The sequence below is a fragment of the Thioalkalivibrio sp. ALE28 genome, assembly GCF_000377425.1.
Lineage (GTDB): Bacteria > Pseudomonadota > Gammaproteobacteria > Ectothiorhodospirales > Ectothiorhodospiraceae > Thioalkalivibrio.
Map to the genome: position 1 here is coordinate 87,433 of NZ_KB898096.1, position 18,403 is coordinate 105,835.

At 64.0% G+C, this 18,403-nt stretch carries 18 protein-coding genes, 1 tRNA gene and 1 pseudogene; 12 read left to right on the forward strand and 8 right to left on the reverse strand.

The annotated features are described in order from the left end of the window. Positions 1 to 47: 47 nt before the first annotated feature. Complete coding sequence (locus D105_RS0105485; RefSeq protein WP_018877772.1) at positions 48 to 818, forward strand: hypothetical protein; 771 nt, start codon at positions 48 to 50, stop codon at positions 816 to 818. A gap of 194 nt (positions 819 to 1,012) precedes the next feature. Further along, complete coding sequence (locus D105_RS0105490) at positions 1,013 to 1,513, forward strand: heme-binding protein (protein WP_018867376.1); 501 nt, start codon at positions 1,013 to 1,015, stop codon at positions 1,511 to 1,513. A gap of 63 nt (positions 1,514 to 1,576) precedes the next feature. Here D105_RS0105490 and D105_RS0105495 read toward each other — a convergent pair whose 3' ends face one another. Then, positions 1,577 to 2,209 carry a MarC family protein gene (locus D105_RS0105495; protein ID WP_018877773.1) on the reverse strand — a complete coding sequence of 211 codons (633 nt, stop codon included), beginning with the start codon at positions 2,207 to 2,209 and terminating at the stop codon, positions 1,577 to 1,579. 144 nt (positions 2,210 to 2,353) lie between these two features. Here D105_RS0105495 and D105_RS0105500 point away from each other — a divergent pair, with 144 nt between their 5' ends. After that, a complete protein-coding gene (locus D105_RS0105500; RefSeq protein WP_018877774.1) occupies positions 2,354 to 4,444 on the forward strand; it encodes a TonB-dependent siderophore receptor in 2,091 nt (696 codons plus the stop codon). Positions 4,445 to 4,478: 34 nt separating this feature from the next. Beyond that, entirely contained in the window at positions 4,479 to 5,558 is a 1,080-nt protein-coding gene (locus D105_RS0105505) for a lipoate--protein ligase (RefSeq protein ID WP_018877775.1), read from the forward strand. Positions 5,559 to 5,657: 99 nt separating this feature from the next. Here D105_RS0105505 and D105_RS0105510 read toward each other — a convergent pair whose 3' ends face one another. Beyond that, complete coding sequence (locus D105_RS0105510; RefSeq protein WP_019592984.1) at positions 5,658 to 6,011, reverse strand: metalloregulator ArsR/SmtB family transcription factor; 354 nt, start codon at positions 6,009 to 6,011, stop codon at positions 5,658 to 5,660. Between the two features lie 351 nt (positions 6,012 to 6,362). Between D105_RS0105510 and D105_RS0105515 the strand changes: the two genes are divergently transcribed. After that, positions 6,363 to 8,318, forward strand: coding sequence for a DEAD/DEAH box helicase (locus D105_RS0105515; protein WP_018877776.1), 1,956 nt, complete (start codon positions 6,363 to 6,365; stop codon positions 8,316 to 8,318). An 86-nt stretch (positions 8,319 to 8,404) separates the two neighbouring features. On the opposite strand, the gene D105_RS0105520 is transcribed toward D105_RS0105515, so the two are convergent. Both D105_RS0105520 and D105_RS0105525 read right to left on the reverse strand, forming a co-directional pair. Next, positions 8,405 to 8,923, reverse strand: a complete 519-nt coding sequence (locus D105_RS0105520) for a DUF302 domain-containing protein (RefSeq protein WP_018875348.1) — start codon at positions 8,921 to 8,923, stop codon at positions 8,405 to 8,407. Between the two features lie 159 nt (positions 8,924 to 9,082). After that, entirely contained in the window at positions 9,083 to 9,703 is a 621-nt protein-coding gene (locus D105_RS0105525; protein WP_018877777.1) for a methyltransferase domain-containing protein, read from the reverse strand. Between the two features lie 72 nt (positions 9,704 to 9,775). On the opposite strand from D105_RS0105525, the gene D105_RS0105530 reads away from it, so the two are divergent. Then, positions 9,776 to 10,483 (forward strand): MBL fold metallo-hydrolase, encoded by a 708-nt coding sequence (locus tag D105_RS0105530; protein ID WP_018877778.1) that lies wholly within the window; start codon positions 9,776 to 9,778, stop codon positions 10,481 to 10,483. 81 nt (positions 10,484 to 10,564) lie between these two features. Next, positions 10,565 to 10,641: transfer RNA gene (locus D105_RS0105535), tRNA-Arg, on the forward strand. 166 nt (positions 10,642 to 10,807) lie between these two features. On the opposite strand, the gene D105_RS14565 is transcribed toward D105_RS0105535, so the two are convergent. Beyond that, positions 10,808 to 11,029 (reverse strand): helix-turn-helix transcriptional regulator, encoded by a 222-nt coding sequence (locus tag D105_RS14565; RefSeq protein ID WP_081619277.1) that lies wholly within the window; start codon positions 11,027 to 11,029, stop codon positions 10,808 to 10,810. Between the two features lie 147 nt (positions 11,030 to 11,176). Here D105_RS14565 and D105_RS0105545 point away from each other — a divergent pair, with 147 nt between their 5' ends. The 5 genes and pseudogenes from D105_RS0105545 to D105_RS0105570 all read left to right on the forward strand — a co-directional run bounded on the left by D105_RS0105545 (position 11,177) and on the right by D105_RS0105570 (position 15,448). Beyond that, positions 11,177 to 11,416 carry a hypothetical protein gene (locus D105_RS0105545; RefSeq protein ID WP_018877780.1) on the forward strand — a complete coding sequence of 80 codons (240 nt, stop codon included), beginning with the start codon at positions 11,177 to 11,179 and terminating at the stop codon, positions 11,414 to 11,416. Then, positions 11,409 to 12,626 carry a site-specific integrase gene (locus D105_RS0105550; RefSeq protein ID WP_026280427.1) on the forward strand — a complete coding sequence of 406 codons (1,218 nt, stop codon included), beginning with the start codon at positions 11,409 to 11,411 and terminating at the stop codon, positions 12,624 to 12,626. Before D105_RS0105545 ends, D105_RS0105550 begins: the two co-directional genes overlap by 8 nt. After that, positions 12,616 to 13,587 carry a TraI domain-containing protein gene (locus D105_RS0105555; RefSeq protein WP_018877782.1) on the forward strand — a complete coding sequence of 324 codons (972 nt, stop codon included), beginning with the start codon at positions 12,616 to 12,618 and terminating at the stop codon, positions 13,585 to 13,587. Before D105_RS0105550 ends, D105_RS0105555 begins: the two co-directional genes overlap by 11 nt. 111 nt (positions 13,588 to 13,698) lie before the next feature. After that, positions 13,699 to 14,264: pseudogene (locus tag D105_RS15245) on the forward strand (transposase); the annotation flags it as partial. A gap of 75 nt (positions 14,265 to 14,339) precedes the next feature. Beyond that, a protein-coding gene (locus D105_RS0105570) for an IS3 family transposase (protein ID WP_155987694.1) occupies positions 14,340 to 15,448 on the forward strand; the annotation gives its coding sequence in 2 pieces (ribosomal slippage) (positions 14,340 to 14,592 and positions 14,592 to 15,448; 1,110 coding nt in all). 20 nt (positions 15,449 to 15,468) lie between these two features. On the opposite strand, the gene D105_RS0105575 is transcribed toward D105_RS0105570, so the two are convergent. From D105_RS0105575 to D105_RS0105585, 3 genes are all read right to left on the reverse strand, one after another. Beyond that, positions 15,469 to 15,948 carry a hypothetical protein gene (locus tag D105_RS0105575; RefSeq protein WP_018877785.1) on the reverse strand — a complete coding sequence of 160 codons (480 nt, stop codon included), beginning with the start codon at positions 15,946 to 15,948 and terminating at the stop codon, positions 15,469 to 15,471. Between the two features lie 196 nt (positions 15,949 to 16,144). Beyond that, positions 16,145 to 16,384 (reverse strand): hypothetical protein, encoded by a 240-nt coding sequence (locus D105_RS15055; protein WP_155987695.1) that lies wholly within the window; start codon positions 16,382 to 16,384, stop codon positions 16,145 to 16,147. A 717-nt stretch (positions 16,385 to 17,101) separates the two neighbouring features. Then, entirely contained in the window at positions 17,102 to 18,037 is a 936-nt protein-coding gene (locus tag D105_RS0105585; RefSeq protein ID WP_231366843.1) for a response regulator, read from the reverse strand. Positions 18,038 to 18,403 lie beyond the last annotated feature (366 nt).

Below are 18,403 nucleotides of genomic sequence, written 5' to 3' on the forward strand. Positions count from 1 at the left end.
GATCGCCTGCCGTACAATAAGGCTACATCCGCCGTTCAGGATCGCATGTGATCTCGCTCATCCCCCGCCTGTTTCAACGCGCGCCGGCCCTCGACCCGGAAAGCCGTGCCTGGGTCCACGCGATCTTCGACTGGGCCGGGAACGAACCCCACCTGGGCCCGCTTCTGCGCAAAGCACACCTGGTATTGCCCACGGCCGAGCACTTCCCCGGCCAGGCGGACAACCGGCAGGCGATGGCACAGCTGGTCTTTGATCGCGTTCTGGAGCATGCCGGGCTCGCCGACGGCCCGTTTCGGCTCTCGCATCCCGGCAACCTGATGGACGCCCCGGTCCCGTGGGACGCCATGGGCACGGCACGCGCCGCCCCGAGCGGAGCGACAGCCCAGAGCTCGGGAGTGGGTATCCCCTACGATCCGGAACTGGTCCCCCATTCCCAGGCCCTGATCGCCCACTTCGCACGCGAGATCGCCCTGCGTCTGCTCGCCACGGCGCGCCAGACCCCACCGGCCCTGGAAGGCAACGAGGCGCACATCGCGGAGCTTCTGGCCACCCGCATGGGCTTCGGCGTAATGCTGGCCAATACCGCCTTTCAGGTCCGCGTGAATCAGTGCGGTGCCTGCAAGGGCCCGTCTGCCGAACGTGAAGCCGCGCTGTCCCGCGATGATCTTGCCTATGCCCTGGGTCTGTTCTGCCGCGATCAGGGGATACCGCCGGGACGCGCCCGCGCCCATCTGAATACCCCGCTTCGGCCCGCCCTGCGCCATGCCCTGCGCGACCTCGCCCGCCGTGATCGCGAAGTCGCCAGCGGCGCGGCCTGAGCCAGCTCGACGACCACTCGCGCCAGCGTTATTTGATGCGTTTTATAAAGAAAACACAGTAACTTACCGACGAAACGGATCGTTTCCTCAAGCAGGCTGAGCAGCCGGTCCGCGCGCATCGTGGACCGCTTGAAGGGCACGACCGGGCGATCTAGTGATCAGGGTGCGAAACCCCGGCTCCCTGGAGGCCCGTAATGAAGACTCTGCGCTACGCTCTTGCCGCCCCCATCGCCCTCGTACTGGCTGCCGCGCCACTGCACGCCAGCGAGGGGACGTTCGATACCCCCACCCTGATCCCCGAACTCGCGGTCAAGGCCGCCGAGGCGGCGGTACAGGCCTGCCGCGATCGCGACACCCAGGTGACCGCGGCGGTGGTCGACCGCCACGGGACGCCCCAGGCGCTCAAGCGTGATCGCTTCGCCGGGCCACATACCGTGGACACCGCTATCAGCAAGGCCTGGACCGCCGTCAGCTTCCGCACCGACACCCTGGAACTGCGCGAAATGACCGATCCCGGCGCGGCCGGTTACGGGATCCAGCATCTGCCCCGGGTCAGCATCCTGGGCGGGGGCAAGCAGATCATGGCCGGGGGCCGCATTATCGGCGGCATCGGCATCTCCGGCGCGCCCAGCGGTCAGATCGACGATGAATGCGCGGCCGCCGGCATGGACGCGATCGCCGACGACCTGCTCTGATCCACGCGACGCGGGGGCCTTCCCGCCGCGCGCGGCAGGCCCCCGCTCGATATCACCCTCCCTTCATGCCCCCAGCAAACCGCTGCGCTGCAGCCCGTCAAAGATAAACTGCATGGCCAGCGCGCTCAGCAGGACCCCCAGGATGCGCGTCAGCACATGCGCCCCGGTCACGCCCAGCCAGTGCTGCAGCCGCGAGGCCACCAGAAGGCACACCAGCGCGAGGACCATCACGGCGACCAGCGCGCCCAGCACCACCACCTGAGCGGCGGGATCGCCCTCGGCCCGGCTCATCATCAGAATGGCGGCCCCCATCGCGCCGGGGCCGGCCAGCAACGGCGTCGCCAGCGGGAAGATCGACAGGTCCTTGCGCGTCCGCGCCTCCTGCGTCTCCGCCGCCGTCGCCGATACGCCGCCGGAACTGCGGGCGAACACCATATCGATCCCGATCAGCAGCAGCAGGATACCGCCTGCGGTATACAGCGCCGCCAGCGAAATGCCCAGAATCGAAAGCAGCGCCTCTCCGACCAGCGCGAACAGCAGGAGAATACCGCCGGCCACCAGCGCCCCGCGGATCGCCATGGCTCGCCGCTGGGCCGGGCTCATGCCCTGACTGAGCACCGCGAACACCACCGCCACATCCACCGGCCCGATGGTCACGAAGAACGTGGTCAGTGCGACGATTCCCAGTTCCAGCATGGCGGATCCCTCCTCTCGCGGCCCCTTCCGGGGGGCATGGCACAAACCTGAATGAGCCCGACACTTCGAGGTGTAAGTTGCCCTTCGTGTTTCACGAACCTACTTTAGCGCGCTCTGAAATACCGATTGGGGAGCCATCCAGCCATGAAACGTCGTGTTGTCGGTCAGCTGACGCTGGCCAGTCTGCTTGCGTCACCCGCCCTTGCCCACGCCCAGGACGCCGCGCACACTCTGGGCACCGTGTCGGTCACGGCGACGGGCTACGAGACGCTGATCGACGAGACCCCCGCCTCGGTCACCGTGATCGAGTCCAGCGAGATCCGCAACCGCGAGGCGCGCACCCTGGGCGATCTGCTGCGGGGCCAGCCGGGTATCGCCACCGCGGTGGACGGATCGGTGGGCTCCGATCCGATCATCCGCGGCCTCAAGCGCGACCAGGTCCTGGTGCTGGTGGACGGCGTACGCATCAACGCCATGCAGCCGCCGGCGCGTGGCTCACTGGCGTCCTACGTGAACGTGGACCTGATCGAACGCATCGAGATCGTGCGCGGTCCGGGCTCCGTACTCTATGGCGCCGGCGCCATGGGCGGCGTGATCAACATCATCACCCGCGGCGGCGACTTCACCGAGGAGCCCGAGACCCGTGGTTTCTCGCGCCTCGGTGTCACCTCGGTGGATGACGGCATCCGCGGCGCGGTAGGCGTGACCGTCTCCAACGACCGCAACGTGCTGGACCTCTCCACCGCCTACCTGAACACCGACGACTACAAGAACGGCGACGGCGACCGCCTGCGCGATTCCGGCACCGAACAGAACGCCTACCACCTGCGCTATCGCGGCAAGCTGGCGCCGGGCCACGAGGTCCAGTTCCGCGCCCAGCGCGACGAACGCAAGGACGTCTGGTACCTCGCCTCGCGCACCTTTACGCCGAACGACGGGCAGCGCCCGGCAGGTGTGAATACGCACTACACACCGCGCCAGACACGTGATCTCGTCGAGTTGAGCTATGAAGGCGAATTGGGCGGTGCCTGGGCACCGCGAGTAGAGGCTTCCATGTATCGACAGGAACTCTCCCGCGGGAACTACGACTGGAGCGAACGCCTGCAACAGGACTACAGGACTTCCGATACTGACTTCACGACGGACGGCCTTCGCGTGCAGACCGAACTGGTCCCCACCGATGACCAAATCCTGCTGGTCGGGGCCGAAGCCTGGCGCCTGCAAGCCAGCCCAGTTTCCTTTGTGGGTGCTCCCCCCGATTACGAGCCCGTAATTAGGATGCCGCTAGTCGAAAACGGAAAGATCGAGTCCGCCGGCGTCTTCATCCAGCACGAGACTTACCTTGACTGGGCGACCGTCAACCTTGGCGCCCGTTATGACGAGGTGCGCGGAAGCGCCGATGCCGCCATGGGGGTTTCCGAACCGCTGGACAAGACCGATCGCAACTTCAGCTGGTCGGCCGGGCTCACCTGGCACCTTGACGAGGCCTTCAACCCGTACTTCAGCCTGTCCGAGGGCTATCGCTCCGCCAGTCTGCTGGAGCGCTACCTGACATATCCCTATAGCGACGGCTTCACCTGGCAGAGCAATCCGCAGCTGGATCCGGAACGCAACCGCACCTTCGAGGTGGGCGCCCGCGGCAACATCGGCGCGACCTCTTACACCGTCTCTGCCTACGAGAGCCGCATCCGCGACTATATCGGTGGCCAGGTTACTGCACCCGGATTCAAGCAAACCATCAACCTCGACGAGGCGCGCATCCATGGTGTCGAGGCTCTGGTGGAGCACGCCTTCACCGACGCGATCACCGGCTACGCAAGCGGCACGTGGATCCGCGGGCAGAACCGCGACAGCCGCTTCGACGAACCGCTGACCCAGATGCCGCCGCCGGAGGCCAGCATCGGCCTGAGCCATACCGTGGCCCAGGGCTGGCAGTGGGATGCGCGTGTGCGCGCCGTAGCGAGTCAGAGCCGCACGGCGGACACGTTCACCGACGGAACCGAGCGCAACACCTCCGGGTTCGCCACCGCCGACCTCGCCGTAGGCTACCGCTTCGGGCCCAGCGCGGGCTTTCGTTCCAACGAGATCACCTTCAGCGTGACCAACATCGCGAACAAGACCTACCGCGAGCATGTCAACGAAATGACCGAAGCCCGCCTGGACCCGGCCAACGGTGTCCAGGACATCTGGGCCCCGGGCCGCAGCTTCGGGCTCACCTGGAATGCAGAATTCTGAGCGACCGCCTCACGAAAAAGACAAGGAAACCGCTATGCGTTTACGCGTAATCGACTTCGGCCAGCAGCCGGCCGTGCGCTCCCAGGCCGTCTACCACGGCATCGCCGAGGCCATGGGCAAGGACGACGACCCGGTGCTCACCCTGGTCAACCCGGACGATCCCTACGTCTGCGTGGGCCTGCACCAGGAGATCGCCCTGGAGGCGGACGAGGACTTCTGCAAGGAACAGAACCTGCCCATCATCCGCCGTCACGTTGGCGGTGGTGCGGTCTATCTGGACCACAATCAGATGTTCTTCCACTTCATCTATCCGTCGTCAAAGGCGCCGCGGATCGTCTCGGACATCTACAAGAAGTTCATTGACCCGGTGATCAACACCTATCAGGACCTGGGCGTGAACGCGACCTTCCGTCCGGTCAACGACATCCACGTGGCCGGCCGCAAGATCGGTGGCACGGGTGCGGCGAGTATCGGCAATGCCACCGTGATGGTCGGCAGCTTCATGTTCGACTTCGACACCGCCACCATGGCGCGCTGCCTCAAGGTGCCGTCGGAGAAGTTCCGCGACAAGCTGCGCGCCGGCATGGAGGACTACATCACCACGCTGTCCCGCGAACTCGGGGAGATGCCGGACCGCGAGACCGTGCGCGACGCCTTCCTGAAACGGGTGGCCAGCGATCTCGACGTCGAGGTCGAGATGAGCGAGCCCACCGCCGAGGAAACCGCCGCCATCGAGGAACAGATGGCCGAGCTCACGGACCCTGAATGGACCTACCGCAAGGGCCGCAAATTCGTGGAGATGGGCGTCAAGATCGCCGCGGGCACCCACCTGACCGAGGGGGCCCACAAGGCCGCCGGCGGCCTGATCCGGGCCCAGCTCATGGAGAAGGACGATCACATCGCGGATCTCCTGCTGTCCGGCGATTTCACGGTCTTCCCGGAAGACGGCATGGACCGCATCGCCGACGCCCTGCACGGCCAGCCGCTGGACCAGGAGGCCCTGCAAACCGCCGCGACCGCCTGCATGCAGGAGATCGGCCTGGATGCCCCGGGTATCGAACCCGGCGACATCGCCACCGCGATCCTGGCCTGCGTCCACCGCGAACCGCACTGATCCGCCCTGCACCACAGGTGGTGCAAACGAAAACGGCCGGCGCCCTGCACGGGGCGCCGGCCGTTTTGCGTCATGCCGCTTGTTCGGGCGGTGCGCTGATCAAGCCGAGTCGAGGAACTCGGCACGGCTGGGCGCGGTAGCCAGCCGCGACCGGTCCCCCGCATAGGGCTCCGCTCCCGCCGACGCGCGTTCGGCGGCCTGCAGGGTCGCGCCCGCCCACTCCGGCAAATCGGACGAAATCCGGTAATAGATCCAGTTGCTCTCCCGCCGCGTCCGCACCACCTTGTGCTGACGCAAGGCCGCCAGGTGACGCGACACCTTCGGCTGGGACATCTCCAGAGAATGCGTCAGCTCGCACACACACAGTTCCCCTTCCGCCTGCATCAGCAACAGCGACCGCAGCCGTGTCTCGTCCGCCAGCAGGTTGAACAAATCCGTTGGTTTAAGCGACATATTGCACCCAGCAAATCAGGGTTGGCGAACTATATCCCGACAACGCAGGTTGGGCAATTCAACGAGCCAGGCATACTTGGCCCCACCGGTAAGACGCAGCGAGCCCATCGGATATTTCGGCTGCGCCCCAAAACGATTCGATCCGCCCGCGCGCCTGGCCTCCAAACGAGGGACGATCAGCATCACGTTCGATCTCGTCCCCGCCCAGGAACGACTGCCAGGCAGGGACGCCCCCAAGAAAGTCCCGAAGTTTTCGCTTGTTAGGGCTTCGATTCGTGTATGATGCCGGGTTGGCAGTTGCCATCCGATTTTCGCCGGGCCTTTGTTTCCGGCCTGTGTGAGTACCCCCCAATGTCCGATTCCCCCTCCTTCTCCCAGCTCGGGCTTTCCGAGTCGCTGGTTCGTGCCCTGTCGAATATGGGCTTCACCACCCCGACCCCGGTTCAGGCCGCCTGTATCCCTGCATTGCTGGAAGGCCGCGACGTCCTGGGCGAGGCCCAGACCGGCACTGGCAAGACCGGCGCCTTCGGCCTGCCGCTGATCGACCTGATTGACGCCGGCGAGCGCGTGCCCCAGGCACTGGTGCTGGCCCCGACCCGCGAACTGGCCAATCAGGTCGCGGGCGCGCTGACCGAATTCGCCTCCGGGTTCGACGGCATCGACGTGCTGCCCGTCTACGGCGGTCAGCCGATGGGCGAGCAGCTGCGCGCCCTGCGCAAGGGCCCGCAAATCGTGGTCGGCACCCCTGGCCGCGTGGTGGACCACATCAAGCGGGGCACGCTGAGCCTGGAGGCCCTGCGGGTCGTGGTGCTGGACGAGGCCGACGAGATGCTGCGCATGGGCTTTGTCGAAGAGATCGAGTGGATCCTGGAGCAGACCCCGGAAGCGCGTCAGACGACCCTGTTCTCGGCCACCATGCCGGGTCCGATTCGTCGTATCGCGCATCGCCATATGCGCGAGCCGGAAGAGATCAAGATTGGTGCCGGCAACGAGGCCGGCACCGATATCGACCAGAGCTACTGCCTGGTCGACGCCCGCCACAAGCTGGAGGCCCTGACCCGGCTGATGGAAACCGAAGAAGACCTGGATGGCGCGGTGGTCTTCGCCCGCACCAAGGCCTCCACGGTGGAGATCGCCGACGCCCTCGGCCTCGCCGGCATCAAGGCCTCGGCCCTGAATGGCGACATGGAACAGGGCGAACGGGAGCGCGTCGTCAGCGACCTGCGCGACGGCCGCCTGGACGTGATCGTTGCGACCGATGTCGCCGCCCGCGGCATCGATGTGCCGCGCATCAGCCACGTCTTCAACTTCGATGCCCCCGGCGATGCCGAGGTCTATGTGCACCGCATTGGCCGTACCGGCCGTGCCGGGCGCAAGGGCCGCGCGATCCTGTTCCTGGAGCCGCGCAAGCGCCGCATGCTCAAGGACATCGAACGCCTGACCGGCAAGCCGGTCCGCGAGCAGGCGCTTCCCGATCGCCAGGCCGTGCAGGCCCGTCGCGAGGCGCGTTTCGCGGAACAAGTCCAGGCCCTGCTGGGCAGTGAACAGGCCAGCGCGCACGACGCCCTGGTCGAGCGCCTGCTGGCCGACGGCACGGTATCCGAACGCGACCTGGCCCTGGCCCTGGTCGCCCTCGCCACCGCCGACAGCCCGCTGGATGCCAACGCCCGTCAGGGTACGGACCCGCTGCTGGCCGCCGCCCGCGCGCCCCATACCGACCGCGGCAACAGTCGTCGCGACGCGAAGCCCCGAGGCGAGCGCCCCTCACGCGGCAAGGATCGCGAGCCGGAAGCGGATATGGTGCGCTACTACATGCCCGTGGGCCGCAACAACGGTGTGGCACCGGGCGCCATCGTCGGCGCACTCGCCAATGAGGGCGGGCTGAACGGCCGCGACATCGGCCGCATCGGGCTGCGCGACGACCACAGCCATGTCGATCTACCGGCCTCGCTGGACGAGGCTGCCATTCGCCGCCTGGGCAACATCCACGTCGCGAATCGCAAGCTGGAGCTGACCCGCCAGGCGCCCCGCCCCGGCCAGTCGGCCCACCAGGACGCCGCACGGCCCGCCCCCGCGCGCAAGCCCGGCAAATCCCGCGATGAGCGGTCCGAGCCGGCGGCCCGGAAGTCGCGGCCCATGGGCAAGCCGGCACCCGCCAAGCGCGGCCCGGCCCCGGCCAACCGCAAGCGCCCGGCCTATGCGGCGCCGGGCAAACGCCCCGCCGGCAAGGGCACGGGGTCCCCGAAGGCCTCCGGTCCGCGCGCGGACGGCACGCTGATGATCAAGCGCAAGGTCGCGAACGGCTAACCCGCCCCAACCCGCGAAGACGACGGCTGGCTCAGGCCAGAAGCCCGCGACACCTCTGGATGCCGCGGGCTTTCTCGTTCAGGGCTTCAGAAATCGCCGGTACGGCCCGCCTCGACGATGCTGTAGATCGTGTCGCGGACCTCGCGCGCGGTCGCCTCGAGGTCCTCGGGCAGGTCCGTCGCGTGCAGCATCATGTCCATGTTGGTGGTCACGATCCAGCCCTGCCCCTCGTCGTCCTCCACCACGGCGATCCGGCAAGGCAGAAAGCTGGCGAAGATGATGTCGTGCTGCACCATCTGATTGGCAATCAGCGCATCACAGAAGGCCAGGATGCGCATGTAGTTGCCCTCGCCCCCCATCGCCCGCACCTGCTCGGACAGCGGCAGATCCGCGACCTCCTGGAAATTGCGCAGGTTGGCCCGCAGCTTCATCGACTCGATAGCGTCATCAATGCTTACGCCATCCTCGATGCGCACCAGCTCCACGCTGTGTCGAACCATCTGCTGCAGGGTCTCGCGATCCAGCTCCTCCACATCGGTGGAATCCGACGCAGCCAGAGGCAACGGCAGCAGCATCAACAGCAACACCAGCATCCAGACTTTCATCGCGCTCTCCTGATTCGGGTGGACGGAAGGGTTCGCCGGCCGGGGCGGCATGTGAATCCTTCCTTACCGAAATCTAGATCATGCTGGCGCGCTTCACCCGCTCTCCCGCACTGGACGACGGGAGATACCCCGCGATCAAAGCAATCTGCCCCGCCTGCACTAACGCCGGATCAGGCGGTGCAGAAGCTCGTACTTGCCGTTGGTGTGATCGGTGCGACCCGCCTCGTCACGCCAGTCCCAGCGATCCGCCGGAAACAGTTCCCACATGGCCGGCAGCGCGCAATGGAAGGGCGGCCCACCCTCCCGGCCGGTCTGCATGAAGCACGCAAACAGCTCACCGCCCGGGCGCAACCAGGCGTGCAGCTGGCGTTCATAGGCCGGCCACTGAGCGGGCGGCAGGGCACACAGGGAGGTTTGCTCGTAAACCCCGTCTACCGGTGCCTCCGGCCGCCAGGACAGCATATCGGCCTGAACCACATCGGCTTCCAGGCCGGCATGGTCCAGATCGCTCCGCAGCTGTTCGACGGGCGTTGGCGCCACGTCCAGTCCAATCACGCGAAAGCCCCGTGCCGCCAGGGTCGGGACTTCGTGGCCAAACCCGCAGCCGGGCACCACGATACGGGCCCCCGGCTTCAGGGCGGTGCGTTGCAACCATTGCTCCAGCGAGGGGCTGGGCCCACCGCGATCCCAGCGGGTCGAGCCCGCCTGATAGCGGGCCTCCCAGTCCGCCTCCGCATCGACGGAAGCGGAATCGGCAGGGGAACTTTCGGAATTTGGCATCGGACTCCTTCTCGGCACAGGATAGGAACCCGATAGACCATACCAAAGCGCCAACGACTCACGGAGAGCCCGATGGACCGGAACCAACTGCCCTACCGCATCCACCGCCAGGAACTCGGCCCCATGGAGAACTTCGTCTACCTGATCGAGGATCGCGCCAGTCACCGCGGCGCCGTGGTCGACCCCGCCTGGGAGCCCGAGGCGATCATCCGTCAGGCACGGGAGAACGACGTCGAGATCTCCGACATCCTGCTGACTCACAGCCATCACGATCACATCAACGGCGTCGAGGCCATCCTGGAGCAATACCCGAATGCCCGGCTACACCTGCTCAAGCCGGAGGCCGAATTTTGGGGCAAGCAACTGGAACGCCCGGAGCTGCACCACGGCGGCGATGCGATGCGCCTGGGCGATACCGAGATCCGCTTCCTGCATACGCCCGGCCACACGCCCGGCTCTGCCTGCTTTCACATGCCCGCGGGCGACGACCTCATCACCGGGGACACCCTGTTCGTCTTCGGCTGCGGTCGCTGCGACCTGGCCGGCGGCGACCCGGAACAGATGTTCCATACCCTGAACGGGCTGCGTGAAGGCCTACCGGCGCATACCTGCATCCACCCGGGCCACAACTACGCCGACAAAGCCGAATCCACACTGGAAGAACAGGACGCCGGCAACCCCTTCCTGCACTTCCACGACAAGGACGACTTCGTCCACTACCGCATGGTCGAGCACGACCGCGTACGCAGCACGCCCTACCACGCCATCCCCCGGAGCTGAGACGGGCCGAAAAACAAAGAATCCGTCCCGATGGCTTGCATCCCCCGGGACCAATCGCGATAATGCGCGCCTTCAGACGATGCGCCCGTAGCTCAGCTGGATAGAGTACCTGGCTACGAACCAGGTGGTCGGAGGTTCGAATCCTTCCGGGCGCGCCATATTCCAGAGAAAGGGATCAGCGACTTACAGTCGCTGGTCCCTTTTTCGTTTGTGGCTTCAGAAGTCCTGTGACCAATTCTGTGACCAACCTGTGCCGCATCGCGCGATCGGCCCCTCGGACGAGGCAACGGGATGACCTCATGGCGCTGTGTCCAAATCCCTACCCTACTCCGGCGCCTCACCATCCTCAGGTACATGCTCAAAGAGGTCACCCACCTGGCAATTGAAGTAGGTGCAGAGGGCATCTACAGCTGGGAGCTCCACTCGCGTCGCCGTTTCCTGATAGAGCAGCGTGACCGTGTTGCGGTTTAGTCCAGTAGCTCGAGCGACATCAGCGATTTTCAGCTTCTGCTCGCCCATCATCCTCGATAGATGGCAACGAATCATATTCTCCCCGACGTAATTGGATCCTGAATCGTATTTTTAGTTGACGAACGACATTCTGCGTCCTAGGATTTCTTTCAGGATGGCAAAAACAGCTACTGCGCGCTGTTACGCGATCCTGAAAACAACATTGTCCACTAGGAGCAGAAGATGGCACAAGAACGTACATACCTCACCACCGAAGGGCTCGCCGAACGCATCCACTACGACGCGCGAACCATCCGCGAGCGCCTCAAAGACAGCGTCCTGATTGAAGGCATCCACTATTTCCGGCCCTTCGGCGGCCGCAAGATCCTGTTCATCTGGGAAACGATCGAACGGGACATGCTCGGCTCCACCGATGACGAAATCGCCATCCCCATGGCGTCGGGGGGCACCTGCCATGGTTAACGTGCGACGGAGAAGGGAAACTGGAAAACTCGTCTTTGATTTTCGCTATCGAGGCCGGCGCTGTCGTGAAACAACGAAGCTGGATGACACTCCGGCCAACCGGCGAAGCATGGAGAAAATCGCGAAGAAGATCGAAGCCGAGATCACTCTTGGCACCTTCGAGTACAGCCAATACTTCCCGAACAGTAGCCGAGCAGCCAAGTTCGCTACGGAGGCGGCAGAACCCACTGCCACCGACGCAATCGACCAACCGGGGAGCACTCCCCTGTTTCGCGATTTCGCCGAACAGTGGCTGCAAGAAAACGAGGTCGCCTGGCGCTTCAAGACGCTGGAGACCAACCGCGGCTCCCTGCGACGGCACCTGCTGCCCTACTTCGGTGATCAAAGGGTCAGCGACATCAGCAAAGCGGACATCCTTGCCTTCCGGTCCGAGCTCGCCAAAGTTCCAGGCCGGAAAGGCAACGCGACCCTGTCCCCAAAGACCATCAACCACACCCTCGGGGTGCTCTCGATGGTCTTGGCCGAAGCCGCTGACCGCTTCCAGTTTACGTTCCCGATGAACAATCTGAAACGGCTCAAGCAACCTCGGAAGGAGATCATGCCGTTCACGTGGGAGGAAACGCAGCAGATCATCAATACGGTTCGAGACGACTACCGCGACTACTTCATCGTGCGACTTTTCACCGGGCTGAGAACCGGGGAAGTGCACGGCTTGAAATGGAAGTACGTGGACTTCGACAAGGGCCAGATTCTGATTCGCGAGACATACAACCAGGGCCGGACAGAATACACCAAGAACGACGGCTCACAGCGTGAAGTCGCCATGTCTTCCGTGGTCGCAGAGGCCCTGCAACGACAGTTCCGAGCCACTGGCAAACAGGAATACGTCTTTGTCACGAAGGCCGGCCGGCCACTGGACACCAAGAACGTCACTCAGCGGGTTTGGTATCCATTACTCCGCCATCTCGGGCTTGAGCCTCGCCAGCCCTACCAGTGCCGGCATACCGCCGCCACGCTTTGGTTGGCGTCTGGAGAGAACCCGGAGTGGATCGCCAGGCAACTGGGCCATACCACCACCGAGATGTTGTTCCGCGTGTATTCGCGCTACGTCCCGAACCTGACACGCCAGGATGGTTCCGCCATGGATCGTCTCCTGCGTTCTCTCCAAGGGAACGCCGAAGAGCATACGGAGGTGCGCAATGAAGGCTAACGACGTTCAAGAACTGCAGCGAATGGTTGGGATGGATGACATCGCATGCTATGAGCCCGTCATTTTCGCCGCACGGGTCGAAATCCAGTGCGAAGGCCGAGCGCCTAGCGGAGAACCCTACTACCGACTTCGGGTCTACGATTCGACCGGTTATTTCACGGCCTTCGCAAGGATTCGAGACTGGGAAGGACATCCCTTGGGAGGGGGTCAGTTCCGATCCCTGGCCCTCCACACCATCGAAACAGAGCGTGGACAGCGACACGTTGTGGCTTATCCAGAAGTCGGGTCGGCACTGCCCGAGAAGGGGCCGCTGGATCTTCTCCCCGTCCACCACGCACCCGACCCTGTCAGCCTGCAGCGTCTGGTCAATGTGGTCGAGAACCTTTCTGTCGAGCCCTACCGAGAATTCGTCAGTGAGGCCTTCTTGGATCAGGAATTCGCCATCCAGTACCTCACACTCCCAGCATCCAAGCGATGCCACCATGCCAAGAATGGCGGGCTGATCGCCCACAGCCTCGAGCTGGCCGAAGCGGTACATGCGGTGGGTCGGGCCATGGCATTGCCAACGCTACAAACGGAAGCCGGCATACTCCTGGCCCTGTTGCATGACATCGGCAAGATCGTCCTTGCTTCTGAATTCGCCGAACGGGTACCCACTCGCTCGCATGAAGAGCTCATCGAATACGCTCTCCAGGAACCGCTGCTTTCCCTAAAACGGATGGACTCAGACGCCTATCATACGCTGTGGGCGCTCATCGTGGCCTATCGCAATGGAGACAGCTATTCCGCACCAATGGCAACGGTTGTGCGAGGCCTGGATGGCTGCAGCGCACAAACGGATGCGACCTTGCAGAGCTCACCTCAGGCGCCAATGCACCGGTACTGGCAATCCCCATGCGGAGGTCGAAAAGTCTGGATTCCGCCCCTCGTCAAACACGACGCCCCGCGCCGCGCCCGATGACCCTATCCACGTAAAGCCCAGATCCCCTCAAGCCATACAAACGGGGATCGGGTTCTACCCCGTTAACGCGGACACTTACGAGAAGGTCCATACTGGGCCGAAGGAGTGTTCATGTCGAAACGTAAACGTTACACCCCCGAATACAAGCGGGAAGCGGTGGAGCTGGTCCGCCGATCGGGCACAAGCTGCCGGCAGATTGCCCTGGAGCTGGGGATCGGCCCGAACCTGCTGACCCGTTGGGTTCGGGAGGCGGAAGCCGGGGCCAGCAAGGCCTTTTCCGGTACTGGGACACCAAGGGATGAGGAGGTCGCGCGTTTGAGGCGCGATCTGGCCCGGGTGACCAAGGAACGGGATTTTTTAAGAGACGCGGCCGCGTACTTTGCCAAGGGATCATCACCCGGTACGAGATGATTCAGCGCTGCCGCAACGAGTACCCGGTGCGCCTGATGTGTCGGTGTCTGAAGGTCTCGCCGAGCGGTTTTTATGCTTGGGACGGTCGCGCGCCGAGTGCGCGTGACCAGGATAACCGACGGGTGCTCAACCGGATCCGGACGATTCATGCCGACAGTGGCGGTTCACTCGGCGCACCCCGGATCCATGAAGATCTGGTGGCCGCAGGCGAGACCGCCAGTCTGAACCGCGTGGCGCGACTGATGGCAGCGGATGCGATCCAAGGGTGTGTCGCCTTCCCGTAAATTCGGTCCATTGAAAACTGGAGGTCTCCGGGCACACTAGAGCCAAAGGAGGCCGAGATGCGCAAGAGTCGGTTTACGGAAAGCCAGATTGTTCAGACGCTGAAGCAGGTCGAAGGCGGCCGGAAGGTGAAGGACGTGTGTCGGGAGATCGGGGTCTCTGAAGCGACCTACTACCAGTGGAAGTCGAAGTACGGTGGCATGGAGGCTGCGGACGTCCGACGGCTGAAGGAGCTGGAGGACGAGAACAACCGGCTCAAACGGATGTATGCCGAGCTGGCCCTGGAGAACACGGCCCTGAAGGACGTGATCACAAAAAAGCTCTGAGCCCGGACGAGAAGCGCCGTGTGGTCACTGCGTTGACGCAGGACCACGGGCTGAGTCAGCGCCGGGCCTGTCAGGCGGCAGGGGTTGCGCGGTCGGTGGTGCGGTATCGCAAGCAACCGGACCGGGACGATGCGGTGATCGCGCTTCTGCAGGAGCTGGTGGAGCGCTATCCGGAGCGGGGCTTTGGCAAGCTGTTCAAGCTGATCCGGCGTCGGGGCATGCCCTGGAACCACAAGCGGGTCTGGCGCGTGTACTGCGCCCTGAAGCTGAACCTGCGGCGCAAGGGCAAGCGCCGTTTGCCACCACGGGAGCCACGGCCCCTGGCGTCGACCGAAGCCCCGAACGTGGGATGGTCAGCGGACTTCATGTCGGATGCGCTATGGGACGGACGGCGCTTCCGCACCTTCAACGTCGTGGATGACTTCAACCGGGAAGCGCTGGCCGTGGAGATCGATCTGAACCTGCCCGCACCCCGTGTGATCCGGGTGCTGGAGCGTATTGCCGCCTGGCGGGGCTATCCGCAGCAGCTCCGGCTGGACAATGGCCCCGAGTTCGTCTCGGCCGCGATCGCCGACTGGGCCGAACAGCGCGGCGTGGAACTGAGCTTCATCCAGCCGGGCAAACCGATGCAGAACGGCTTCATCGAACGGTTCAACGGCAGCTACCGCCGTGGGGTCCTGGATCTCTACGTCTTCCGAACGCTGACCGAAGTCCGGGAACACACCGAGCAGTGGCTGCAGGACTACAACGAAACCATCCCTCACGAGTCGCTGGGGGACCTGACGCCGGTCGAATACCGGCAGCTACACCACCCGGAAACCTCTAGTTATGCGTGGACCTAATCCGGGGAAGTGGACAGACCTTACTGCTCGCCGCCCTTGTCGGCCTGCTCCAGCCTCGAGTCGTCGAAGGCAACGACGCCCCCTGCCCCGATATCCGAATCCAGGCCGAGACGGGCCTCGTGCTGGGAACCGTGCGTACCCTGGCAGGTGCTCGGGGGTTCCTCGAACTGCATCCGCGCCATGGCATATCCACCAGCAGCGACGGTGTTGTCCATCAGGGACCCTGGGGCCACGCAGTGCTGTATCTGACGGGTCCACCGGAACAGCGCGTCGACCTGGAGCTGGCCGTGCAGCAGACCTCGGACCACCATACCGCAAGCTTGCAGCTCGCCGAGCTGATCGTACGCCATGGTACCGAGACAACGCGCCTGGAAGCCGCAGGCGAAATCCTTAGCGTGCGCCTGCCATCGCGAGAAAGACCGGATGGGAATGCCCGCCTGCAACTGGAAATCGGCGCCGTCGCCGCCTTTCGCCACCATGTTGAGGCCCAGCAGGCCCATTACCGACTGACGGCAGCCTGCCTGTCCACGCGGCCGTAACACGAGAGCCGTGGCAGGGATGCCCCGCCAACCAGCTTCGAGGGTGACACTCAGGTCGCGATCGGTATCGAAGGAGCGCGATACGGTAGCACCAAAGGCTCCGCAGTCACCGCGCCTTGTTCGCACGCACAAGCGTCTCGAGCGCGAGCGTGCACAATTAGGCAAACAGGTCCACCAGGGAACCCGGTTGGTAGCCGTCGACGGGTTGTTCGAACTGTTCCACGGGGCGTTTTACGTGAGTGCCCTGAATTTGCACTTCCAGTATCAAAGAGGTCACAGGCTGTCGGCGAATCTGTGGACGGGCGGTCGGGTCATCGCCGTAGTCAATCAACGCGCCCTCGGCACGATGCTTTTCGCGCACCAGAATGGTCGAGGCCTGAACATCATGTAACCGCATAGCCTCGAGTATTTGCTACGACGAGTCGGTCCGCCGGCCAATTGATCTCGAAGCGGAAGGACTTTCGTCACGCCGTGCCCAGCGGGCCCTTCGATGGCCCTCCCAAATCAGTAAAACGCTGGCTCCGGGCGACAAAATGCCGTTCCGACTTGAAAGCTTCTTAGCCGCGGGCCCCGCCGAACCCGGCCGCCACGATGCCGTGTTCGCCCCGTTTGCACACCCCAACCGCGCAACCATCGCCCGGTACGAGGCTCGCGGCGCACGAAATCCCGCAGCCCGCAGCGGACGTTCGTTGAATCAGCGCATCCCTGGACGCATAGAAAGCATTCGCGGCCAGCGCGTCTCACGGGGAAATCGGGCGTAAAGCCCAGAAACAAAAAAGCCCTCGCGAACGATCACATGACCACGACTACAGGGGGAGCGAGCCGCAGCCTTGCTTTCACGGGAACTTGGAGTATCCGGACGGAGGCTGGCAGCCACGTCCACGCCAGAGCAGGGTTCCCATTCGCGAGGGCTAAGCAGAATGCTAGGTGCCACAGCTCAGCGCGACAACAAGAATCCCTTCCACGATCGTTCCACACTGCAACAACCATCTTGCATGGATCGTTAGCGAAGCACGGTGCCGTGTTTACTTCGCGTGCCGATCCCCGGTCGCTCATCGGGTTGGACCCGGCGGGTGCGGCAAGTCGCATACATGCAATATTCGGTACCCGTCCCTCAGACGAGTCCATCAAGGTACTCATGCATGCGATTCCAGCCCGAGTCCGTCAGATTCACCCGGACCCGGCGCTTGTCCATAGGATCCTGAAACCGCTCCACTAGCTCCTCCTTTTCGAGCATGTCCAGATACCGCGACGTGGTCGACAGGGGGACCCGCGCGCCGACTGCCAGGCTGGATACGTAGGTCAGGTGTCCCGATAACTGGTTCTGCGCAAGGTCCAGCAGCATATCCCATGCGGGATCCGACAAAAGAGTGCCAGGGAAGTACTCCCGCCTCCGTTCGCGCTCGGCGATCAACCGGCGAACCTGATCCAGGAGCGAGGATGCCTCGACCGGATCGCCCGGGGGGCTCTGGCCCAGGGCGGGATCCTCGTGCGAATAAGGTCCGAGGTTACCGCGGGTCACCCCGACCCGCATGGCGACCTGGGACACCTTCGACTGCAGGTCGCTCAGAAGCGACCGCATCACATCATGCTCTCCCTCCCGCTGCCGGGCTTGGCGAGCACTCTCCATCGCCGCATGCACGCCATTCAACAGGTCAGTCCTCGATACGGGCTTGGTCAAACAATCCCGTGCCCCATGCCGCATGGCCAATACCGTCGCCTCCATATCGAGATGGCCGCTGACGCATACGATCGCCGGCGCGGCGTGTGGCGAAATGGAATCTCGTATCGCGTGCATCAGGGCGAACCCGTCCATTTCCGGCATCCGAAGATCCACAAGCACCGCAAGCAGCGACGGATATCCCCGCAGGAACGAGAGCGCCTGACGACCATTCTCCGCCCCAATACACTCGATCCCGTCGGAACCCAGCGTGGCGAGGATCTCGTCGAGTACCGTCGCATCGTCGTCGACAACCAGGACTTCGGGCTGCCGGGTTGCGGACGAAATGACCTTGCGGAGCGCTTCACCGTCGGGGTTGTCAACGTCCACGTCTATTGCTCCCTTGTGCGTCATCGAGGCTCATAGCTCGAGAAAACCACGCATTCCTCTCGCTTTCAGAAGTATCGCTCTCAGAATGGAAGGGTTGCATATAACCTCTGTGTTGTGGCGCCTAAGGCAAGTTGCGGCCCAACGCCATGCGGGCAGACCCAGAAACCGACCTGCAGCAATGAACGAAGGCCGCAAATTCGGCCGCGCGGTTGTAAAGGTGAGTCCTGGCGACACTTCCGTGAGGGTCTCGGCCGTTCGAACACTCCTTCCATATTGGAACCATTCAGGAAATACCCCATCGTACTTCGCGCCAGCGCAACGATAGACTGCGAACAGGTTCAGGGTGATCAAGGGCCCCACGGTCTG

Coding starts and splice junctions, on each gene's coding strand:
- D105_RS0105490 (WP_018867376.1), top strand. CDS start 1,013: ATGAAGACTCTGCGCTACGCTCTTGCCGCCCCCATCGCCCTCGTACTG.
- D105_RS0105495 (WP_018877773.1), bottom strand. CDS start 2,209: ATGCTGGAACTGGGAATCGTCGCACTGACCACGTTCTTCGTGACCATC.
- D105_RS0105500 (WP_018877774.1), top strand. CDS start 2,354: ATGAAACGTCGTGTTGTCGGTCAGCTGACGCTGGCCAGTCTGCTTGCG.
- D105_RS0105505 (WP_018877775.1), top strand. CDS start 4,479: ATGCGTTTACGCGTAATCGACTTCGGCCAGCAGCCGGCCGTGCGCTCC.
- D105_RS0105510 (WP_019592984.1), bottom strand. CDS start 6,011: ATGTCGCTTAAACCAACGGATTTGTTCAACCTGCTGGCGGACGAGACA.
- D105_RS0105515 (WP_018877776.1), top strand. CDS start 6,363: ATGTCCGATTCCCCCTCCTTCTCCCAGCTCGGGCTTTCCGAGTCGCTG.
- D105_RS0105520 (WP_018875348.1), bottom strand. CDS start 8,923: ATGAAAGTCTGGATGCTGGTGTTGCTGTTGATGCTGCTGCCGTTGCCT.
- D105_RS0105525 (WP_018877777.1), bottom strand. CDS start 9,703: ATGCCAAATTCCGAAAGTTCCCCTGCCGATTCCGCTTCCGTCGATGCG.
- D105_RS0105530 (WP_018877778.1), top strand. CDS start 9,776: ATGGACCGGAACCAACTGCCCTACCGCATCCACCGCCAGGAACTCGGC.
- D105_RS14565 (WP_081619277.1), bottom strand. CDS start 11,029: ATGATTCGTTGCCATCTATCGAGGATGATGGGCGAGCAGAAGCTGAAA.
- D105_RS0105545 (WP_018877780.1), top strand. CDS start 11,177: ATGGCACAAGAACGTACATACCTCACCACCGAAGGGCTCGCCGAACGC.
- D105_RS0105550 (WP_026280427.1), top strand. CDS start 11,409: ATGGTTAACGTGCGACGGAGAAGGGAAACTGGAAAACTCGTCTTTGAT.
- D105_RS0105555 (WP_018877782.1), top strand. CDS start 12,616: ATGAAGGCTAACGACGTTCAAGAACTGCAGCGAATGGTTGGGATGGAT.
- D105_RS0105575 (WP_018877785.1), bottom strand. CDS start 15,948: ATGGGCCTGCTGGGCCTCAACATGGTGGCGAAAGGCGGCGACGGCGCC.
- D105_RS15055 (WP_155987695.1), bottom strand. CDS start 16,384: ATGCGGTTACATGATGTTCAGGCCTCGACCATTCTGGTGCGCGAAAAG.